Origin of the sequence: Streptomyces sp. NBC_00076, assembly GCF_045041235.1 — a bacterium.
Taxonomy (GTDB): domain Bacteria; phylum Actinomycetota; class Actinomycetes; order Streptomycetales; family Streptomycetaceae; genus Streptomyces.
Map to the genome: position 1 here is coordinate 9039954 of NZ_CP108242.1, position 19167 is coordinate 9059120.

The following is a 19167-nucleotide window of genomic DNA, read 5'->3' on the forward strand; positions in this document are numbered from 1 at the left end:
TTCGATCCTGCCCCGGCCCCCGTCGAGGCGGGCCCCTGCCAGGCCGGCACGCCGGGTCGCCTTGATCCTCCAGCCCGGGGGAGTCACATCGACTTCCCCCGGGGCGCAGCCCGGCGAGAGTCGGAGCGGCGCCAGGCCGCCGACTCCGGCGTGGCGTTCCGGCAGCCGGACGTCGTCGGCGACCAGACGGCCATTCTGAAGCGGCACGCCGCCCGCGTGGCAGGACCTGCCTCCTCGGCCGGAGCCGCAGGCAGGTCAAACGCCCGTCGGGGCGAGGACGATGTCGAAGCGGACCCGGCTCCACGTGCCGTCGATGACGCGCCCGTCGGGTGTCGGTGTACCGGCGTGCTGCTGTTCGAACCGCTTGATCAGGGAGTCCTTCACGCCGAAGACGGTGTCCTTGCGGCCGATGGGGTCGCCCTCGGGGAAGATGTGGGTCACCAGCGTGCGTGCCCCTTCGTGGGACACCATGAAGTGCAGGTGGCTGGCGCGCAGTGGTGAGCGGCCGACCGCGTCGAGCATCTTGCCGACGGGTCCGTCGTCGGGGATGGGGTACGGCGTCGGGGTGAGGCCCCAGAAGCGGTAGCTGCCGTCGGCCGCGGAGAAGAGGTGCGCCCGGCCGGCGCGCTTGCCGGCCTCGTACTGCACGTCGTAGAGCCCGTCCTCGTCGGCTTCCCAGACCTCGATGAGCGCACCGGCGAGCGGGGTGCCGTCGGTGTCGGTGACGGTGCCCTCGACCCAGCAGGGCTCACCGGGGGCACCGAAGGCCAGGTCGTCGCCGAGTTCGATGGCGGGGGAGTCCTCGACGAAGAACGGCCCGAAGACGGTGGCCTCGGTGGCGCCCTGGTAGGCCTGGTTGTTGACGTTGATCGTCTGCATGCTCGCTCCGAGGGTGTCGGAGAGCAGGATGAACTCCTGCCGGACCTCGTCGGTGATGTGGCCGGCCCTGGTGAGGAATTCGATCGCCGTCCCCCACTCCTCCTCGGTCAGCCGGACCTCGCGGATGAAGGAGTGCAGGTGCTTGACCAGTGAGGTCATGACCTCCTGCAGTCGGGGGTCCGGGCAGGCGTCGAAGGAGGCCACGACGTTGTCGACGAGTTGCTGCTCGACCGCCTGCTGCTCCGGCGACACCTCGCGGCAGATGGCGCCGTGCGCATCCGCCCGGACCGAGCCGGGGTTGACGTAGGTAGCCATGACGGCCTCCTTCAGTTGATCGGGCAGCCGGCCCACGCCGCCTTGAGCAGCGCGGTCAGGTTCTCGTCCGTGACGGGCGTGGGGTTGTTGGCCGGAATCGCCTGCGTGATCGGCCCCAGCGCCTTGGCGATGCCGTCCTCGGGCATGCCGTAGTCGCGCAGCGCCCTCGGCGCGTCCAGCGCCTCGCGCAGGGCGGCCAGGCCGGCGCCGGCCTTCCGGGAGCCGAAGGCCTGGGCGATACGGGCCTCCGCCTCGGGGGCGTGCGGGGCGTTGAAGGCCAGCACGTAGGGCAGCACGACCGCGTGGGTCTGTGCGTGCGGGAGGTTGAACATGCCCCCGAGGACGTGGCAGATCTTGTGATGCATCCCGGAGCCGGCCGAGGCGAACGCGACCGCGGCGAGGTAGGCGCCGTACAGCGTCTGCTCGATGCCCTCGACGCCGGTCGAGTCGTCGGCCACCGCTGGCAGCCCGGTCGCCAGTGCGCGGATGCCCTCCTGCGCCAGCGCCCGGTCGATCGGGTCGGCACGCGGCCCCCACATGGAGTCCATGCAGTGCGCCATCGCGTTCAGGCCGCTGGCCACGGTCATGTCGCCCGGCAGCGTGGTCAGCAGGCCGGCGTCGTAGACGACCGAGGCGGGCAGCACCTTGTTGTCCACGCCGGTGGTCTTGGTCTCGCCTTCGGTCAGGCCCCACACGTTGGTCGCCTCGGAGCCCGCGTAGGTGGTGGGCACCGCGACGATCGGCAGCCCGGTGGTCAGCGCCACCGCCTTGGCCAGCCCCGTGGTCGAGCCGCCGCCGACGCTGACCAGGATGTCCGCGCCCGCGTCGACCGCCGTCCGGAGGGCTCGCCCGGCGACCTCGACCGGTACGTGCATGACGACCTCTTCGTGACGCAGGACGACCGGGATCTCCTGGGCGATCGGGTCGGCCAGTTCCTTCTCGCGGTTCGACGCGATCAGCATGACCTTGGAGCCGCCGAGGGCCTCGACCTCCGCGGCCACGGCGGAGGGCGACTCCCCGGCCGCGAACACCACCCGCTGGGGAAGCGTTTCGTGTGTGAACTTCATCGGGCCTCCGCCAGCCATTGCTTGCCTTCACCGTAGAGCTGCTCGACCGCTGTGCCGGTGAGGCCGGGAAGTCCGTCCTTCACCGTGAAACCCGCCTTGGTCTGTAGGTAGGCCAAGTGCCGGTAGCCGGTCGGGAACCGGTTCAGGAGTTCGGGGTCCAACGTCAGGGAGGCAGCGGGGTCGACGACGTCGAGCCGGTCCTTCTCGTAGACCGGCTGCCGGCGCACCAGGGTCCAGCGACCCTCGTGGCGGGAGAGGAAGTCGTAGAAGCGGCCGGTGCACACGACATCGACCTCGACACGGTCGACGCTCGCGCGCTGATTGATCGTCATCTTCGTCTGGGCGACGGCCCGGTCGCCGACGATGTCCGCGGTGTGGCCGCCCAGGAAGTGCAGGATGCTGACTCCGTTCTCGAAGCCCTCACGGCTGGCCTTGATGAAGTCGGTGGCGCTGCCCTGGAACCAGGTGGCGCTCATCCAGCCGTCACGCGGATGCCAGACCGTGGCGAAGCGGCCCCAGTCCCCGGCATCGCGCCACAGCGCCCAGTTCTCGATGAGCCGCCGTATCTCGTGGCGGTCGTTGTGGGCCTGCGACATTGTTGACTCCTCGGAGGGGTGGACATGCTGGTACAGGGGCTCGTCAGACGGACCGGAAGAACTCCTCCAGCTCGCGGTCGAGCCGCTGGAAGGCCTCTGTTTCTCGGGCGTCCGCCAGCCATGCCGCTCCCACCGCCGGGCTGAAGGCCGCGGCAAGCCCCCACAGCCATGGGAGCAAGGGCCGGGGACGCGGCGCACGCCGTGTCACGTGCGCCGTACGACCTCGCCGCATGTCAGATGGGGTAGTGGCGGGATCCCGACTGGATCGTGATCCAGCGCAGCTCGGTGAACTCCTCCAGCGCGGCGCGGGACCCGAACCGGCCCCAGCCGCTGGCGCCGACACCGCCGAACGGCATCTGGGGTTCGTCGTGCACGGTGGCGCCGTTGATGTGGCAGATGCCCGACTTGATCCGGCGGGCCACGTCGAGCGCGGTGGCCGCGTCCTTGCCGAAGACCGCGGCGGAGAGCCCGTACTCGGTGTCGTTGGCCACCGTGACGGCTTCGTCGGTCGAATCCACCTCGATGATCGAGACCACCGGTCCGAAGGTCTCCTCGGTGTAGATGCGCATGTCCGGCGTGACCCCGCGCAGCACGGTGGGGTGCACGAACAGGCCGCCGGCCGTGCCGCCCGACAGGACCTGCGCACCCTTGGCGCGGGCGTCCTCGATCAACTCGACCACGTGGTCGCGGGCGGCGGTGTGGACCAGCGGGCCGATCTGTGAGGTGGGGTCGCTCGGGGGTCCGACGACGAGCTTGGCGGCACGCTCGGCCAGGCGGGAGGAGAGCTCGTCGGCGACGGTCCTGTCCACGATGACGCGCTCGGTCGACATGCAGATCTCGCCCTGGTTCATGAAGGCGCCGAAGCTGGCCGCGGCGGCGGCCTCCTCCAGATCGGCGTCCGGAAGGACGAGGAAAGGTGCCTTGCCACCGAGTTCGAGCACGACACGGGTGAGGTGGCGACCGCCGAGTTCGCCGATGATGCGGCCGACCCGGCTGGACCCGGTGAAGTTCACGCGCGTCACGGCGCGGTGGGCGATCAGCGCCTCGACGACGCTCGGACCGTCCTCGGGCGCGTTGCTGATGAGGTTGACCGCTCCGGCGGGCACGCCGGCGTCGTGCAGCACCTGGACGATGGCGGCCTGGGTGAGCGGCGTCTGCTCGGAGGACTTCAGCACCACGGTGTTGCCCCACACCAGCGGCCACACGATGGAGCGTACGCCGAGGATCAGGGGCGCGTTCCACGGTGCGATGCCGACGACGACGCCGACCGGCTGACGTACGCCGAGGGCGGTGAGGCCGGGCACGTCCGACGGGATGACCTCGCCGACGGCCGCGTAGGCCTGGGCCGCCGCCTCGACGAGCATGCCCTTCGCGACGTGCACGTTGAAGCCGCACCAGGGGAGGGTGGCGCCCATCTCGCGGCTCATCGTGGCGACGATGTCGTCGGTGCGCTCGCCGAGCAGGACGGCGGCCCGCTCCAGAACCGACCGGCGCGCGGCCGGCGGGAGGCTCGACCACTCCGGAAGGGCGGCCGCAGCCGCGTCCACAGCGAGGTTGACGTCCTCGACGGAGGCGGCCGCGACCCGCGCGATCGGCTCACCGGTGAGGGCCTCGGTCGTATGGAAGTAGCGGCCGTCCCTGGCCGCGACGTGCTCGCCCGCGATGAGGAGGTCGCTGGTCCGAACCGCGCCGGACGTGGGTGCCTCGGTCTCAGTGGCTGACATGTGGTGCCTCACCTCTACGACAGCGGCGGTCGCCGCACGAAACCTTCCGGTGGAACTCTCCGCCCCCGGCGTCACGCTCTGAACCCTCATGTCCGTTCATCGAACAGTGGCGTGAGGGTTCAGGGCGTGCGGCCTTCCCGGGCCTCGTGTTTCTCGTGTCTCAGCCCGGCGGCATGCGCTTGGCCTGGTGCAGGTGCGCCAGGCGCCAGCCCTCCGCGGTCTCCTCCCACACCCGCGTCACCGCCTCCTGGACCGGGAACGGCGGGAGGTTCTCGTCGAAGACGATGTGCATCTCCTGGAGGCACGTGGTGATCGCGGTGGTGCCGTGCACCGTGATGCTGAGATTCTCGGCCTTCGCGAAGACGTGGCGGCGGCGGGTCCAGGTGAAATGGGCGAAGGTCTTGCCGTCGTCGATCTTCCCGACCGGGCCGTGGACGCCCCGGAAGTCCGCCAGCAGGAGTGCGGTCATCGCTTCTTCGCCCTCGGTGAGAGCCACGAGCCAGGCGGCTTCCGCCTGCTCGACCGCCTCGATGGTGCCGGTGGGTGCTGTCGATGTGGTGGACGTCGTTGACGTCATAGGTCCAGCTCCAGAATCGGTGAGTGTGCTCGTGATGAGCACGTGGTGAACATGCCGTCGGCGCGCTCACGGTCGGTCAGGATGTCGTCGCGGTGGTCGGGCTCGCCGGCGAGTACGCGGACGATGCACTCGCCGCAGATTCCCTGCTGGCAGGAGTAGGGGGCGTCGACGCCGGCCGCGAGCAGGACATCGAGGACGCTCTCGCCGTCCTTGATCTCGAACTCGCCGCCGGTCTTGGCGAGCCGCACCGTGAAAGCCCCGCCGGCCGTGTGGGCGGCGACGTCCTCCACGGGTGCGAAGCGCTCCTTGTGGATCGCTTCGGAGGGCCATCCCGCTTCGAGAGAGTACGAGATCACGAAGTCCATGAAGCCGCCGGGACCACAGACGTAGACCACCGTGTCGGGGTCGGGCGGGCCGATGTCGGTGGCGGTGCTGAATCGCTGGTCCTCGGGGCCGTCGTCGAAGTGGAGCCGAACGCGGGGGTTGTGCTCCAGCTCGTCGGCGAACGCCGAGACCGCCCGGCTTCGGGCGCAGTAGTGCAACTCGTACTCCGCGCCCCTGGCTTCGAGCTCGTGCGCCATGGCCAACAGGGGAGTCACGCCGATACCGCCGGCCACCAGCACATGGCGACGTGCCTCGTCCGAGACCCCGAACCTGTTCCGCGGCAGGGAGATCCGCAGCCTGTCGCCCTCGCGGAGCCGGTGCATCCCCAGCGAGCCGCCGCGCGACGCCGTCTCGGCCAGCACTGCCAGCCGGTACCGGGTGCGGTCGTGCGGCGGCCCGCACAGGGAGTACTGGCGGACCAGTCCGGCGGCGTCGTCCACCAGTACGTCCACGTGGGCACCGGCGGCGAACTCCGGGAGCTCGGCGCCGTCGGGACTGACCAGTTCGAGCACCACGACCCGGGCGGTCGCGTCGCGCCGGGCGGCCACGATGGTGTCGAGCCACTCAAAGCTCATCATTCTTGCTCAGACACCAGCCGCGGCCGGGGCGTCGGCGTCGCCGCCCGCAGGACGCTTGCCGAGGGTGAAGAGGCCGGACTCGGCGCGGTGGACCACCGACGGGTCGCGGACGATGTTGATCGGGTCGCGCCCGGCCTCGACGTCGTCGACCATCGCGAGCAGCAGGCGGCGCAGCATGACGACACCGCGGTCCTGGGTGGCCAGGGTCTCCTCGGAGTCCAGGGTGATCGCTCCCTGCGAGCCCTGGGCCTCCGCGTCACCGGGGAACCTCTGGCGCTCCTCGTCGGTCAGCTCGTGGTTCTGCTTGCCGTTCTGCGTGATACCGAAGGCGAAGCGGACCACGCGCTCGGGATCGTTCGTGCGGATCGAGAAGAAGAGCCGGTGGCTGGTGTCGTCGGAGGGCACGACCCACAGCAACTGGTCCGGCCGTTTGTCGGGGGTGACGGTCACGAAGTCCGGCAGGCCGAAGACGTTGGGAAGGAACTGCTCCATCGTGAAGCCGAGCTCGGTGACCTCGCCGTCCTCGCCCTCGACCTCGAGTCGCTGGGTCTGCTTCAGGCCGTGGTCCGTGCGCTCGTACGTCAGACGCTCGGCGATGGTGGCCGGGTCGAAGAAGTTCTCGGGGTAGCCGAAGGTGCCGGTGCCCATCATCTGGTATCCACTGTGCGTGGAGTGGAGCCAGGTGACGTGCGACGGGTCGGCGGAGTTCTCGTAGAGGTTGAGCCAACTGAAGTCCGACGGCATGCCGGTGACCGCCGCGTGGGGAACCGGCCAGCTGGCGAGGTACTTCTCGTCCTCCGCCGGGTTCTCCAGCGCGTCGTAGCGGGGGAGCTCGGGCTTGAGCTCGGGCGGGCCCATGTAGACGAAGACCAGGCCGTAGCGCTCCTCGACGGGATACCACGGCTGACGGGCGGCGTCGCGCCTGCGCCCCAGGGCCGGCTCGCAGGCCTGCTCGATGCAGCGGCCCCGGACGTCGAACTTCCAGCCGTGGTAGCAGCAGCGGATGCCGTCGTCCTCGACGCGGCCGTAGAAGAGGCTGGCGCCGCGGTGGGTGCAGCGCTCGATCACGACGCCGGGGTTGCCCTGCCCGTCCCGGAAGACGACCAGGTCCTCGCCCAGGACGCGGGTCTTCTGCGGCAGGGCGCCGGCGATCAGCGTTTCGGAGCTGGCGACCGGGTGCCAGTAGCGGCGCAGCGCCTCGCCCATGGGGGTACCGGGTCCCACCTCGCGGAGGCGGGCGTTGTACGAGGGCTTCGGGCGGCCGTAGGCCGTGCCGGTGTCGACCTCTGAAGTGGTGGTCATCGTTCTGTCTCCCGTGCGGCTCGGGTGCACAGCGGATGGAGCAGGCAGGGCTGTGGGGAAACACCTGCGAGGGACACCTTCGTGTGCGACCTCAAATAGGATTGTTAATTCACATTCGCATTTAACCTGCGAGTGCGTCAAGGGTCAGGTTCAGGTGCTCGCCGGCCGGGGAAGTGGTCGGTCGACAGAAGGCCTGGTGGCGCGGAACGGCGGCCAAGCGCACCGCTGATGGTGGTCCGGCGACGCCGCGTGCTGGGCCTGCCGGAGGGGATGTTGACGGCGTATACGCTGGTGCGGTGAGTATCGAACCGTCGCTCGATCTGCCGCCGGCGCAACAAGCACGCAGCCGACTGACCCAGCAGCGGATCCTGGAAGCAGGCACGGCCCTGCTTGAAGAGGGCGGCACCGAAGCGCTCACCGTCGCGGCCGTCGCTTCCCGGGCGGGGGTCTCGGTGGGCAGCGTCTATCGGCGGTTCGGTGACAAGGACCGTCTGATCGCGGCGTTGCAGCACGACATGATCGACCAGTTCCGCGCCGACATCGTCCGCCGCTTCACGCCGCTGCGCGCGGATCCGGCCGCGCTCGTCGCCTCGGCGGTCACCGGACTCACTGAGACGTTTCAGGCGCACGAGCGCCTGATGCGCGTCTTCCTCGCCGCGGGCGCCACCGATCCCGCGGTCGCCCGGGTCGGCTCCGAGGCCGCCATCGACGCCGTCCGTGTCTTCCGACAGTTCCTGGAACCGATCATGTCGATGATCGACGCGCCGGAGCCGGAGGTGCGCGTGGATGTCGTCTATCGCTTGATCTACGGGACCTGCCAGAACCGTGTGCTGTACGGCGAACTCTTCGAGTCCGACCGCCCGCTGACGTGGCGTCAACTCACTGATGAGTTGGTGAACGTCGCCTGCCGGTACCTTCTCGGGGTGTCAACGCAGTGAGCTCTGCCGTGGCCTGCGGTTCGGCCGTGAGCGGTGTCCCGAAAGGCAAGTTCGTGGCCTTCGCTGCGTCCCCACAGATGCAGGTGGCGCCTCCCCACCTGGTAGATGCCAACCTTCTGCCGGTCGCCGGCGGCGTGCCGATCGTGACGGCCGACGGGGAGGTCATCGGCGCGATCGGCGTGGGCGGGGCGGGCGACACCACGGACGACCGCATCGCGCAGCGGGTTCGTGATTCGGTTGCGAAAGTCGTCGCGTAGGGCTTCCGATTGGTTGGCGCGGCCGCTGTATTGAGGGTTGCTGCCGCCGTCGCGAGCTGTGGGTCCGGCTGATTTCTGATGCAGGGCCCCCGAAGGAGACCAGTTCAACGCGCTCGTGGGCGTCTCAGAACATCGCCTGGATGATCCCCACGGTGCGGGCCAGGTGCGGCTCGGAGCGTTCGGCGCGGTGGGCGACGGCCAGTTCCACGCGCGCGCCGGCCCCGGCCAGCGGTAGGTAGGCGACGCCGTCGAGCGCCAACGCGGTCACCGGTTCGGGCACGACCGCGACGCCGAGGCCGCCGGCCACGAGCGTGATCAGTGTCGAGGTTTCGCCGACCTCGTGGCGGATGCGCGGCTCCACACCGGCGTCCCGCAGAAGGCTCAGCACGACGTCGTACATCACCGACCGGCGATCGGCGGAGTGCACGATCAGGTTCGCACCGGCGAGGTCCGCGGCACTCAGGCGCTTCCGGCGGGCGAGCGGGTGGTCGGCCGGTACGGCGACGACGAGCCGGTCCCGGCGCAGGGTGTGCACGGTGAGGGAGAGGCCGGCCGCCACAGGGCGCAGCAGCCCGACGTCGATCGCGCCGGTGCGCAGTGCCTCGACCTGGTCGGGTGCGAGCATCTCGCCGCGGAAGGAGAAGTCGACGCCGGGAAGCTCCTCCGTGAGCCGCCGTGAGAGCGCGGGCAGGAGGCTGTACGTCGCCGAGCCCACGCAGCCGATCGCGAGGTGGCCCACCGAGCCGGCGGCGACGAGTCGTGCGTGCTGGGCGGCCCCGTCGACGTCGGCGAGGATCCCGCGCGCCCGCTCCAGGTAGGCCCGGCCGGCCTCGGTGAGGTCGACGCGGCGTGTGGTGCGGTGGAGCAGCTGTACGCCGAGTTCGGCCTCGAGCTGGCGGATCTGCTGGGACAGCGGCGGCTGGGCCATGTGGAGCCGCTCGGCGGCGCGACCGAAGTGGCGCTCCTCGGCCACCGCCACGAAGTACCGCAGGTGACGCAGATCCATATGTCGTCCATATCAATTGGCTCGGATATGCGTACTTCAGAATATCGCGGCCGGGGATTAGCGTGCCTGCCATGAGTGCTTTCCTCTACTCCGCCACCCGCACGCCGTTCGGCCGCTACAACGGCGCGCTGGCCGGCGTCCGCCCCGACGATCTCGCCGGCCGCGATCACCTCGACGCTGGCCCGGGTGCCGGGTCTCGACCCCGCCGCGATCGACGACGTGGTGTGGGGCAACGCCAACGGCGCCGGCGAGGAGAACCGCAACGTCGGCCGCATGGCGGCGCTGCTCGCCGGGCTCCCGGTGAGCGTGCCCGGCATCACGGTCAACCGGCTCTGCGGCTCCAGCCTCGACGCGGCGATGACGGCCAGCCGCACGATCGAGTCCGGCGATGCCGAGGTGGTGTTGACCGGCGGCGTGGAGTCGATGACGCGGGCGCCGTGGGTGCTGCCCAAGTCGGCGAAGCCGTTCCCGGCCGGTGACGTCACCGCGGTCTCGACCACGCTCGGCTGGCGGCTGGTCAACCCGCGCATGCCGAAGGAGTGGACGGTCAGCCTCGGCGAGGCCAACGAGCAGCTCCAGGAGCGCTTCAACATCTCCCGCGAGCGGCAGGACGAGTTCGCCGCCCGCTCCCACCAACTCGCCCACCAGGCTTGGGAGTCGGGCTTCTACGACGACCTGGTGGTGCCGGTCGAAGGCGAGGGCCTGGCCCGCGACGAGGGCATCCGAGCCGGATCCACGCCCAAGGTGCTGGCCGGACTCAAGCCGGTCTTCCGTACCCCGGACCAGGGCGGCACCATCACCGCGGGCAACGCAAGCCCGCTCAACGACGGCGCCTCCGCGGTGCTGCTGGGCAGCGAGAGTGCCGGGGAAACGATCGGGACCGACCCGATCGCCCGCATCGCCGGCCGCGGCGTGATGGCGCTGGAGCCGCAGGCCTTCGGCTACGCCCCGGTCGAGGCCGCGAACCGTGCGCTGGCCCGGGCCGGGATCGGCTGGGACCAGGTGGGCGCGGTCGAGCTGAACGAGGCCTTCGTCGTGCAGTCGCTCGCCTGCCTCGACGCGTGGAAGGTCGACCCCGCCATCGTCAACCAGAAGGGCGGCGCCATCGCGATCGGACACCCGCTGGGCGCCTCGGGCGGACGCGTCCTCGCCACGCTGGCCAAGGTGCTGCGCGAGACGGGGCAGCGTTACGGTGTCGCCGCGATCTGCATCGGGGTCGGTCAGGGACTGGCCGTCGTACTGGAGAACTGCGATGTCACGGGGGAGGGTCGGTGAGCCGGGCGGAGATTGTCGAGAGCGCGGATGCGGCGGTCGCCGGTATCGAGGACGGCTCCACCGTTCTCGTCGGCGGCTTCGGCCTGGCCGGGATGCCGTTCGATCTGATCGACGCGCTGATCCGGCAGGGTGCGAAGGACCTCACGATCGTGTCCAACAACGCCGGCAACGGTGACGTCGGGCTGGCCGCGCTGCTGGCCGCCGGCCGGGTGCGCAAGGTGCTCTGCTCCTTTCCGCGCCAGGCCGACTCCTGGGTCTTCGACGGCCTCTACCGCGAGGGGAAGATCGAGCTGGAGGTGGTGCCGCAGGGCAACCTCGCCGAGCGGATGCGCGCGGCCGGTGCCGGTATCGGCGCGTTCTACTGCCCGACCGCGGTCGGCACGCCGCTGGCCGAGGGCAAGGAGGAGCGTGAGATCGACGGCCGGAAGTACCTGCTCGAGTACCCCATCGGGGGCGACTACGCGTTGATCGGCGCGCACGTCGCGGATGCGATGGGCAACCTCGTCTACCGAAAGACGGCCCGTAACTTCGGACCGGTCATGGCCACGGCCGCGACGACGACCATCGTCCAGGTCGGCGAGGTCGTCGAGCCCGGGAAGCTGGACCCCGAGGCCATCGTCACTCCGTCCATCTACGTCGACCGGGTCGTCCAGGTGAAGGCCCGTCAGTACACCGTTCAGGGGGCACGATGACCACCACGTCGACCACCACGCCGAGCGGCCAGGCGTACGGCGGGGCGCCGAGGAGCACCGACCACCGGCTCTCGATGGACGAGCTGGCGGCCGTCATCGCACGCGACATCCCGGCCGACGCCTTCGTCAACCTCGGTATCGGCCAGCCCACCAAGATCGCCGACCACCTGCCGGCCGACTCCGGGGTGGTGCTGCACACCGAGAACGGCATGCTCAACATGGGCCCCAAGGCCGAGGGTGACGCGGTAGACCCCGACCTGACCAACGCCGGCAAGGTCCCGGTGACCGAGCTGCCGGGGGCGGCGTACTTCCACCACGCCGACTCCTTCGCGATGATGCGCGGCGGGCACCTCGATGTCTGCGTCCTCGGGGCCTACCAGGTCGCCTTCGACGGCGACCTCGCCAACTGGCTGACGGGCAAACCTGATGACATCCCCGCTGTCGGCGGCGCCATGGACCTGGCCATCGGCGCCAAGGACGTCTACGTGATGATGACGCTCTTCACCCGCTCCGGTGAGCCCAAGCTCGTACCGCAGTGCACCTACCCGCTCACCGGCATCGGCTGCGTCAGCCGCGTCTACACGGACTGCGGCGTCTTCGACGTCGGTCCCGACGGGGTACGAATCCGGGAGACGTACGGCGTCGGCGCCCACGAGCTCGCGGAGCGACTCGGCATCACGCTGTCTTAGACCGTGCCCTTGCTGGCGTGGCCGTTGACCCGGTATGGGGCCGTGAACGTGGAGCTGGATCGTGCCGGACGGTTTGTGGGATATCGCGAGGCCGCTGCTCCCTGAGGTACGGGCCGGCCACAAGGCGGTGGAGCGGCCGACTCCCTTGATAAGACGCTGTTCGCAGCCATCGTCTACGTGCTGGTCAGCGGGGGCAAGGTTGGCGGCACCTTGCCGGCCGCCGTACGTCTCGGCGAGTCTCGGTAGCGTCGGCGCGGGAGCGACCTCGGCATGTGATCGTATGCTGAGTCGCGTATCTTTTTCGGACAAGTTCCGATGCGACGCCCGTAGCGAATAGGCCGCTGAAAGACCGCAGCTGGGCGGCATGGCCCGGACCGGGCACACCACGCCCACAGGACCCCGCCGGCACATTCACCGGAACACCTGCGCAGCTCACCAAGCCATCCACGGAGGAGCCGGAAACATCGTGACCCGCATACTTGTCATCGGCGGCGGGGTCGCCGGTACGACGACGGCCCTGGCCCTGCACAAGGCAGGCTTCGACGTCTCCGTGTACGAGGCACACCCTGACTCGGCCGAAGACATCGGCGCCTTTCTCACGCTGGCGAGCAACGGTATGCGAGCCCTCGCTCAGATCGACGCCTCCGCCGCGGTCACCGCGGCCGGTTTCCCGCTGACCTCGCTCCGCGTCCTCGACGGCACGGGCACCGAGGTCGCGCAGAGGCTGCTCGGCGAGGCTGACAACCCCGTCCTCCAGTACCGGTGCCTGCGTCGGGGCGAACTCAACGCCGCCCTGCAGAACGAGGCCGCCCACCGAGGCATCGACATCCGGCACGGCGCCTCGCTGGCGTCCGTCCAGGACGGCCCCGACCGCGTCACCGCACACTTCACCGACGGCAGCACCACGACCGGCGACCTACTCATCGGCGCCGACGGCCTGAACTCCACCGTCCGCCGGACCATCGCCCCGGCCACACAACCGTGCTACGCGGGCGAGTGCGTGTTCTACGGCTACAGCACCAACACGTCCCTGGTTGAGGAGGCTGACGACGAGCGCATCACCATGGTGCGCGGCAGTGCCGCCGCCTTCGGCTACGCGGTGTCGCCCGGCGGGCAGACGTACTGGTTCACGCGCGTGACCGGAGAACGCCTGACCGCCGACGAGATCGCGCACGGCATGCCTGGCCAGTGGCGCGACCTGCTCCTGCCGCTGCTGCGCGACGATGCCACCGCGGCCGCCGGCATCGTCGCGGCCACCACCGACGACATCCTCGTCACCAACGCCACCGAGATACCGACCGGCGCACCCTGGCGCTCAGAGCGGATGCTGCTCCTCGGGGACGCCGCTCACGCGGCCTCCCCGGCGACCGGGCAGGGCGCCTCGATGGCAATGGAGGACGCTGTCATCCTCGCCAAAGCACTCCGGTCAAAAGTGGATGCCGCCGCTCGGGTAGCGACAGGACGACACCGGCCGGGATACGCGTAGTCCCTGGTGCGCCGCCACGCGCACCGCCGCACCACTATGGCGCCGAAGACGGCCGTCGGCAGTCGCTGACGCACCGCCTCCCGGCGGGACGCACGGGGGGCCCATCGCCTATAGCCGGCGGCCGCCGCGCCGCGGGGCCCGCTCCTGGCGCGTCGCACGCAGAGCGAGGTGGATATGTGCCCCGCCCGTACTGCGAGTGGAAGGCGCTGAGTTGCGATCGGCACACCCACGGCCGTGGGCATGTACAAGCGCATTGTGGCGGTGGTTCATACCGCGGCATCGAGGTCGGCGGCGGACCGCACCAGTGCGGTCATCAGCCTGATGGCGTCGGCCGTGGAAAGGCCGTTGCTGCGGACCACGGACCGCCACGTGCTGAAGGCCATGGCGTGCCGGATGGCCACGTCGAACAGCGAGCGTTCCACGACATGCGAAGCCGGCGCCGTCTCCCCTGCCGCAGCATCGGCCGACAATCCGTAGCCGGCGCTCGCCGTGGCCGCGGCCTGATCCATGTACGCCAGGTAGGAGTCGAGGCTTCGTTCGGCCAAGGGGACCGTCGGGGCGTCGCGTAACACATTGGACAGCATCGGCTCCACCTGCTCGTAGAACTCGTAGAGATCACCCAGTGCTGCCGCGAGTCGTTCCTCCGGCGCTGCGATCTCCTCCCACCGCGCGGTTTCCGGCCATGGGTTGCGGTTCCAGTACTCCATGCGGGTCTCTCGGCCGGGGAGGCGCGTCGACGCCGGCCTCGTCACCACCACGAAACCGATCCGGCTTTTGACACCTCACCACAAGGCACGTGCCGAACCGCCCCGGCTCGAATGAAGACTCCGGACAGTCCAAGATCTCTACCGAACCCAGGTCGGTCTCGGCGGGTCCGTCTGTAGCGCCGACGAGGACCGCGCGCTGGCCGTGGTGCGCCGCGTCCGCACCGGCACGATCGGGCTCAACTACTACACCCTCGATCTCGGCGCGCCGTTCGGCGGCTACAAGGACTCGGGTATCGGCCGCGAACTCGGTCCGGAGGGGATCATGTCGTGGCGAATCCGGTGGCGACGGTCATCAACGCGGCGATCCACCCGGTCGACCCATCACCGCGGGCCACCTCCGTCACCGCCTCGACAGCGGTGCGCAGCGTCGCTTCGTGCCCGCCGTACCGCTTGGGCACGAGCAGGCGGAACACGCCGGCGTCCGCCAGAGCCTTCATCACCTCCGGGGCCACACGACGCGCGTCGGAGCCCTGCACAGCGTACTCGCGGATCAGCCGGACCAAAGCAGTGGCGCGGCCCACGAGCTCTGCGTCGGGGCTGTCGAAATCCGAGGTTGTGGCGATGGCGACATTGTCATGGGTGCCTCTCTCGTATCGCGTCGTGAGTCCGGCGCTGAGCAGGCCTGGTCAGCTGCGGTACGTAGGACCTGGAACTACGTAGTGGATACGTGCTTATCCGAATGCGGGGGGCGGCTGGAGGGCGGAGTGTGGAGCCCACCTACAGGTACTCATGCGGAAATGATGTGACCACGATGATCGGTCGGGACCCCGAAAGCCGTGGGAATCCAGGGTGCACTCAGTCATCGACGGTTCCTGGCGCGGCCGCACAGCTGCCGCCCACACGCGCCGACAACCTCCACTGGGTACGGGTTTCTGAGAACGCGGAGGCGCAGCTTCACGCCAAGGATCGTTCTGTCCAGCGACGGAGGATGACCATGGAACTGCGTGAGCTCGAGTGGTTCACCACCCTGGCCCAGACCGAGCACATGACGGAAGCTTCGCTGCGTCTGAACGTCAGCCAACCGACGCTGTCACGAGCCTTGGCCCGGCTTGAGCGCAAGGTGGGGGTGAAGCTCTTCGACCGCCACCGGAACGGGTTGCGGCTCAACAAGTACGGGGAGATCTTTCAGGCCCACGCCGTGCGGGCCATGAATGAGATTGACAGAGGTGAGGAGCGGATCGCCGCTCTGGTGGATCCGGAGCGAGGTTCGGTTTCGCTCGGTTTCGTGCATTCTTTCGGTGGATGGCTGATACCGGACCTCTTGAACCGCTATCGCAAGCACGCCCCGAGCACGTCGTTCGAGCTCCGCGGTGGCGCCTGTGATGACGTCGTCGACGACGTACGCCAAGGAGGTATCGACATCGGCTTCGTGGCTCCCGAGCCGGTCGCGGACGATCTCGACTGGATCCCGCTGGGCCGCGAGGATCTGTGCCTTGCTGTTCCGCCGGGCCACGCGTTCGAAGGTCGCGACCATGTGGCGATCGCTGATCTGGCGCATGAGCCGATGGTCGCACTCAGGGCCGAGTTCGGCCTGCGCCAAGTTTCGGACCGCCTGTGCCGAGAAGCAGGGTTCAGTGCACGCGTCGCGATCGAGGTGACCGAGCTCTCCACTCTCCACGCTCTGGTGGCAGCGGGGATGGGGGTGGCTGTCGTGCCCGCGCCAAGGCCAGGGCACACCTCTGGGCCCGCGATCCGCGGCATTCCGTTCAGTGACCCCACCGCGTTTCGGCCCTACGGCGCGGTCATCCGGCGGGGTGGCCCGAGCGGCCAGGCCGCGAGGCGCTTCGTGAGCTTCGTTGCGAGAGGCTCGGCGCACGCGTCGCAGTCGGAGCGATCGCCAGGCGAAGGCACTCGGAGGGGAGTGCTTACGGCAGTAGGGAACTCCTGATTCGTGCAGGTCAGCTCCGCCAGCGACTGCCAAAGTCGCCCTAGTGTGGTCCCGCTTCTCAAACTGGTCGGGCTGGACGCCGCCGCTGACCTGAGCGACCGGCGGCAGGCTGGAGTCCTGCCCGACCAGAGGGCCAGGCACCCACCGGTGCGTGCAGACGGGTTTGCCCATGTGGCACGTCGGCGGAGAATGGCCCTTATGAGCAGGCACGCAGCCACCTTTCGAGCACCCGCGCCCCCGTTGACCGATCTGTTCGGGCGGGAGCGCGACCTAGCCGCTGCTCGCGACCTGTTCTCCTCCAGCCGCCTCGTCACGCTCACCGGTCCGGGCGGAGTGGGCAAGACCTCCTTGTCCGCCGCGATGTCGACCACCCTCGATCGAGCATTTACAGAGGGGACATGGTTCGTCGAGCTGGGCGCTCAACGCAGTTCGGACACCGTCGCCGAAACGGTGGCGAAGGACCTTGGGCTGAATGCCCTACCCGCCATGGACGCCGAGGAGCAGCTCCGCCGCCACGTGGCCGGCCGCTCGATGCTCCTGGTCCTGGACAACTGCGAGCACGTGCTCCCCGGTTGCCGACGACTTGTGTCCTCACTCCTCACCGCCTCGAGCGAGCTGCGTGTATTGACCACCAGCAGAGAGCCGCTGCGGGTCCGGGGCGAGCGCGTGATCACCGTCCGCCCTCTGGCCGTACCTCCAAAGGACCGGGAAGTCAGCGTAGGTGAGTTGCGCGCCTGTCCGGCCGTGGCCATGCTCGAAGCCCGGGCCAAGGCCGTCAACGACCAGTTCGAGATCACGGAGCGCGAGACGGCGGCGGTCGCGGAACTGGTCGCGCGCCTGGACGGGATGCCGCTGGCCATCGAACTCGCTGCCGCCAGACTGAGGTCCCTGTCGGTCCATGAGCTGCTGGACCGCATCAACGATCGATTTGAACTCCTGAATCGCGGCGACCCAACAGCGACACCACATCACCACTCGCTCGACGCGCTGGTGCGGTGGAGCTACGACCTTTGCTCCCCGGACGAACAACTGCTCTGGGCGAGACTGGGCGCTTTCAGCGGTAGCCCCGATCTTGCGGGGATCCAGGCTGTGTGCGGGTTCGAGCCACTGGAAGGCACCAAGCTTCTCGACGCGCTCGACGGCTTGGTTTCCAAGTCGATCCTCCTCCCTGAGCTGACGCGGGGAGAAATGCGGTACCGGCTTCTTGAAACGCTGAGAGAGTTCGCCTTGGAACGCGCCCGCGAGAGCGAGGACCACACCCGCTCTCGAAACGCGCACGTGGAGTACTACCGGGCTTGGGCGGCGCAAACGGCGAGAAGCTTCTTCGGTCCCGGCCAGGTCGATTCCCTCCAGCGGCTGGAGTCCGATTTCGCCAACCTCGAGCTCGCTTTCAACGGTCTCCTCCAGGACCCCGGCCGTTCCCGTGACGCACTGGAGCTCGCATCGAGCCTTCGCTTCTATTGGATCACCGGCCATCTCCGCCAAGGCCGACGCTGGTTGGAGAGGGCTCTTGCCGCGGACACCACCGAATCCGTCGAACGTGGCAATGCACTCTGGGCATTGGCGTCGGTCGCGGCACTCCACGGTGAACTGCCCAGTGCCCAAGACCTTCTGAGGAAGGCCGACGAGATCGTGCGCTCGGTAGAGGACCCCAGACTGGCCACGCACCTTGCCACATGGACGGGTCAGACCGCCCTGACCTCAGGAGATCTCGAGCCCGCCCGGGAAGCCTTTGAGGTGGCCTACAAGGGACACACGGATCTGTCGGACGCAGAGGGTCTGATGATGACCCTGTTCATGCTCGGGTTCGTCAGGAGCGCCCTGGGAGACCACCAAGGGGTGTCGGCGCCTGCCGGGAAGCCATCAGCCTGAGCGAGAGCTTGGGCGAGACGTGGGGCCGCTCCTACGCTTTGTGGGCGTTGGCCTTCGACGCCTGGACGCGTCAGGCTTTGGACGACGCCAGTGAGTTGGCCAGGCAGAGCCTTGAGCTCAAACGCGAATTCCGGGACGACCTCGGCACGGCACTCGTCATCAACCTGATGGCTGGAATAGCCCTGGACAACCGCGACCCCAAGAAGGCGGCCAAACTGCTCGGGGTTGTCGCAGCACTGTGGACCGTGCTGGATACCGGGACCGGGGCTTTCGGCCCGGTGCTGGGCTCGCGGTACGAAGAGATTACGCGCGCCGCACAAGACCGACTCGGGGAGGGGGCGTTCCAACGCGTCTACGAGAGCGGACGGCGTTTGGAGCCGGGGCCGCAAATGAGCTTGGCACTTGGCTGTGCCGACATCGCGGAGAAGGGGCAGGCAGACGCGACGCCTGCGGCCGACCTGCTCACTCGAAGGGAGAGGGAGGTCGCGTCATTGCTCGCGGAGGGCCTGACCAATCGTGCCATTGCCACGAAGCTGGTGCTCTCCCCGAGAACGGTCGAGGTTCATGTCGAACACGTTCTCGGAAAGCTCGGTTTCCGCTCCCGAACCGAAGTAGGCGTGTGGGCGGCCCAGGCACTCCAGGAGAAGGAATGAATCCGTGCGCCGCAGGTTTCGGGCTACCGCGGCATTAGTGGGATGTCCAGTCTGGTGCGGAGCGCGTCGGTGGTGATGCCGTATGTCTCCCGCACTGTGGCCCCAGAGGGCCGAGCTCGAAGGCGGTGAGGTCGGTACAGACCTGGCTGACGCCCGATGCCGGTGAGTGGATATGTGCACCTGGGTAACAGCTTGGGCGCGCCGGACGTCGTGAAGAGCGTC

The 19167-nt window shown here is 69.1% G+C and carries 19 protein-coding genes and 3 pseudogenes; 11 read left to right on the forward strand and 11 right to left on the reverse strand.

Going from position 1 to position 19167, the window contains the following annotated elements; genetic code table 11:
* Positions 1 to 255: 255 nt before the first annotated feature.
* From OHA64_RS40590 to OHA64_RS40625, 8 genes are all read right to left on the reverse strand, one after another.
* Positions 256 to 1194, reverse strand: a complete 939-nt coding sequence (locus OHA64_RS40590) for a dioxygenase (RefSeq protein ID WP_405622082.1) — start codon at positions 1192 to 1194, stop codon at positions 256 to 258.
* A gap of 11 nt (positions 1195 to 1205) precedes the next feature.
* Positions 1206 to 2261, reverse strand: a complete 1056-nt coding sequence (locus OHA64_RS40595; protein ID WP_405622084.1) for a maleylacetate reductase — start codon at positions 2259 to 2261, stop codon at positions 1206 to 1208.
* Positions 2258 to 2857: a nuclear transport factor 2 family protein gene (locus OHA64_RS40600; protein ID WP_405622086.1), complete on the reverse strand. Its 600-nt coding sequence runs from the start codon at positions 2855 to 2857 to the stop codon at positions 2258 to 2260. The genes OHA64_RS40595 and OHA64_RS40600 overlap by 4 nt, the downstream gene beginning before the upstream one ends.
* A gap of 43 nt (positions 2858 to 2900) precedes the next feature.
* Positions 2901 to 3065 carry a hypothetical protein gene (locus tag OHA64_RS40605; protein WP_405622088.1) on the reverse strand — a complete coding sequence of 55 codons (165 nt, stop codon included), beginning with the start codon at positions 3063 to 3065 and terminating at the stop codon, positions 2901 to 2903.
* A 25-nt stretch (positions 3066 to 3090) separates the two neighbouring features.
* Positions 3091 to 4581 (reverse strand): aldehyde dehydrogenase, encoded by a 1491-nt coding sequence (locus tag OHA64_RS40610; protein WP_405622090.1) that lies wholly within the window; start codon positions 4579 to 4581, stop codon positions 3091 to 3093.
* 160 nt (positions 4582 to 4741) lie between these two features.
* Entirely contained in the window at positions 4742 to 5158 is a 417-nt protein-coding gene (locus OHA64_RS40615; RefSeq protein WP_405622092.1) for a nuclear transport factor 2 family protein, read from the reverse strand.
* Positions 5155 to 6117 (reverse strand): PDR/VanB family oxidoreductase, encoded by a 963-nt coding sequence (locus OHA64_RS40620; RefSeq protein ID WP_405624322.1) that lies wholly within the window; start codon positions 6115 to 6117, stop codon positions 5155 to 5157. Before OHA64_RS40620 ends, OHA64_RS40615 begins: the two co-directional genes overlap by 4 nt.
* A 9-nt stretch (positions 6118 to 6126) precedes the next feature.
* Entirely contained in the window at positions 6127 to 7422 is a 1296-nt protein-coding gene (locus OHA64_RS40625; protein ID WP_405622094.1) for a Rieske 2Fe-2S domain-containing protein, read from the reverse strand.
* A 173-nt stretch (positions 7423 to 7595) separates the two neighbouring features.
* Here OHA64_RS40625 and OHA64_RS40630 point away from each other — a divergent pair, with 173 nt between their 5' ends.
* Together OHA64_RS40630 and OHA64_RS40635 are read left to right on the forward strand one after the other, a co-directional pair.
* A complete protein-coding gene (locus OHA64_RS40630; protein ID WP_405622096.1) occupies positions 7596 to 8360 on the forward strand; it encodes a TetR/AcrR family transcriptional regulator in 765 nt (254 codons plus the stop codon).
* A 26-nt stretch (positions 8361 to 8386) separates the two neighbouring features.
* Complete coding sequence (locus OHA64_RS40635) at positions 8387 to 8617, forward strand: heme-binding protein (RefSeq protein ID WP_405622098.1); 231 nt, start codon at positions 8387 to 8389, stop codon at positions 8615 to 8617.
* Between the two features lie 124 nt (positions 8618 to 8741).
* On the opposite strand, the gene OHA64_RS40640 is transcribed toward OHA64_RS40635, so the two are convergent.
* The gene (locus OHA64_RS40640; RefSeq protein ID WP_405622100.1) at positions 8742 to 9623 is read right to left on the reverse strand and encodes a LysR substrate-binding domain-containing protein; all 882 of its coding nucleotides are present in this window, start codon (positions 9621 to 9623) and stop codon (positions 8742 to 8744) included.
* 71 nt (positions 9624 to 9694) lie between these two features.
* On the opposite strand from OHA64_RS40640, the pseudogene OHA64_RS40645 reads away from it, so the two are divergent.
* From OHA64_RS40645 to OHA64_RS40665, 5 genes and pseudogenes are all read left to right on the forward strand, one after another.
* Positions 9695 to 10898 (forward strand): annotated as a pseudogene (locus OHA64_RS40645) (thiolase family protein).
* Positions 10895 to 11590, forward strand: a complete 696-nt coding sequence (locus tag OHA64_RS40650) for a 3-oxoacid CoA-transferase subunit A (RefSeq protein ID WP_405622102.1) — start codon at positions 10895 to 10897, stop codon at positions 11588 to 11590. Before OHA64_RS40645 ends, OHA64_RS40650 begins: the two are co-directional and overlap by 4 nt.
* On the forward strand, positions 11587 to 12279 hold the full coding sequence (locus OHA64_RS40655; RefSeq protein WP_405622104.1) for a 3-oxoacid CoA-transferase subunit B: 693 nt from the start codon (positions 11587 to 11589) through the stop codon (positions 12277 to 12279). The genes OHA64_RS40650 and OHA64_RS40655 overlap by 4 nt, the downstream gene beginning before the upstream one ends.
* Before the next feature lie 58 nt (positions 12280 to 12337).
* Positions 12338 to 12471: pseudogene (locus OHA64_RS40660) on the forward strand (IS5/IS1182 family transposase); the annotation flags it as partial.
* Between the two features lie 274 nt (positions 12472 to 12745).
* On the forward strand, positions 12746 to 13765 hold the full coding sequence (locus OHA64_RS40665; RefSeq protein ID WP_405622106.1) for an FAD-dependent oxidoreductase: 1020 nt from the start codon (positions 12746 to 12748) through the stop codon (positions 13763 to 13765).
* Between the two features lie 266 nt (positions 13766 to 14031).
* Here OHA64_RS40665 and OHA64_RS40670 read toward each other — a convergent pair whose 3' ends face one another.
* Positions 14032 to 14472 (reverse strand): hypothetical protein, encoded by a 441-nt coding sequence (locus OHA64_RS40670; protein WP_405622108.1) that lies wholly within the window; start codon positions 14470 to 14472, stop codon positions 14032 to 14034.
* A gap of 202 nt (positions 14473 to 14674) precedes the next feature.
* Here OHA64_RS40670 and OHA64_RS40675 point away from each other — a divergent pair.
* Positions 14675 to 14743 (forward strand): annotated as a pseudogene (locus OHA64_RS40675) (aldehyde dehydrogenase); the annotation flags it as partial.
* Positions 14744 to 14792: 49 nt separating this feature from the next.
* Here OHA64_RS40675 and OHA64_RS40680 read toward each other — a convergent pair.
* Positions 14793 to 15053 carry an acyl-CoA dehydrogenase family protein gene (locus OHA64_RS40680; protein ID WP_405622110.1) on the reverse strand — a complete coding sequence of 87 codons (261 nt, stop codon included), beginning with the start codon at positions 15051 to 15053 and terminating at the stop codon, positions 14793 to 14795.
* A 413-nt stretch (positions 15054 to 15466) separates the two neighbouring features.
* On the opposite strand from OHA64_RS40680, the gene OHA64_RS40685 reads away from it, so the two are divergent.
* From OHA64_RS40685 to OHA64_RS40695, 3 genes are all read left to right on the forward strand, one after another.
* Positions 15467 to 16420: a LysR family transcriptional regulator gene (locus OHA64_RS40685; protein WP_405622112.1), complete on the forward strand. Its 954-nt coding sequence runs from the start codon at positions 15467 to 15469 to the stop codon at positions 16418 to 16420.
* A gap of 240 nt (positions 16421 to 16660) precedes the next feature.
* Positions 16661 to 18292: an ATP-binding protein gene (locus OHA64_RS40690; RefSeq protein WP_405622114.1), complete on the forward strand. Its 1632-nt coding sequence runs from the start codon at positions 16661 to 16663 to the stop codon at positions 18290 to 18292.
* A 47-nt stretch (positions 18293 to 18339) separates the two neighbouring features.
* Entirely contained in the window at positions 18340 to 18945 is a 606-nt protein-coding gene (locus OHA64_RS40695) for a response regulator transcription factor (RefSeq protein ID WP_405622116.1), read from the forward strand.
* Positions 18946 to 19167 lie beyond the last annotated feature (222 nt).

Excerpts from the sequence above, each read along its gene's own strand:
- OHA64_RS40590 (WP_405622082.1), bottom strand. The coding sequence starts at position 1,194 with ATGGCTACCTACGTCAACCCCGGCTCGGTCCGGGCGGATGCGCACGGC.
- OHA64_RS40595 (WP_405622084.1), bottom strand. The coding sequence starts at position 2,261 with ATGAAGTTCACACACGAAACGCTTCCCCAGCGGGTGGTGTTCGCGGCC.
- OHA64_RS40600 (WP_405622086.1), bottom strand. The coding sequence starts at position 2,857 with ATGTCGCAGGCCCACAACGACCGCCACGAGATACGGCGGCTCATCGAG.
- OHA64_RS40610 (WP_405622090.1), bottom strand. The coding sequence starts at position 4,581 with ATGTCAGCCACTGAGACCGAGGCACCCACGTCCGGCGCGGTTCGGACC.
- OHA64_RS40615 (WP_405622092.1), bottom strand. The coding sequence starts at position 5,158 with ATGACGTCAACGACGTCCACCACATCGACAGCACCCACCGGCACCATC.
- OHA64_RS40620 (WP_405624322.1), bottom strand. The coding sequence starts at position 6,117 with ATGAGCTTTGAGTGGCTCGACACCATCGTGGCCGCCCGGCGCGACGCG.
- OHA64_RS40625 (WP_405622094.1), bottom strand. The coding sequence starts at position 7,422 with ATGACCACCACTTCAGAGGTCGACACCGGCACGGCCTACGGCCGCCCG.
- OHA64_RS40640 (WP_405622100.1), bottom strand. The coding sequence starts at position 9,623 with ATGGATCTGCGTCACCTGCGGTACTTCGTGGCGGTGGCCGAGGAGCGC.
- OHA64_RS40655 (WP_405622104.1), top strand. The coding sequence starts at position 11,587 with ATGACCACCACGTCGACCACCACGCCGAGCGGCCAGGCGTACGGCGGG.
- OHA64_RS40670 (WP_405622108.1), bottom strand. The coding sequence starts at position 14,472 with ATGGAGTACTGGAACCGCAACCCATGGCCGGAAACCGCGCGGTGGGAG.
- OHA64_RS40685 (WP_405622112.1), top strand. The coding sequence starts at position 15,467 with ATGGAACTGCGTGAGCTCGAGTGGTTCACCACCCTGGCCCAGACCGAG.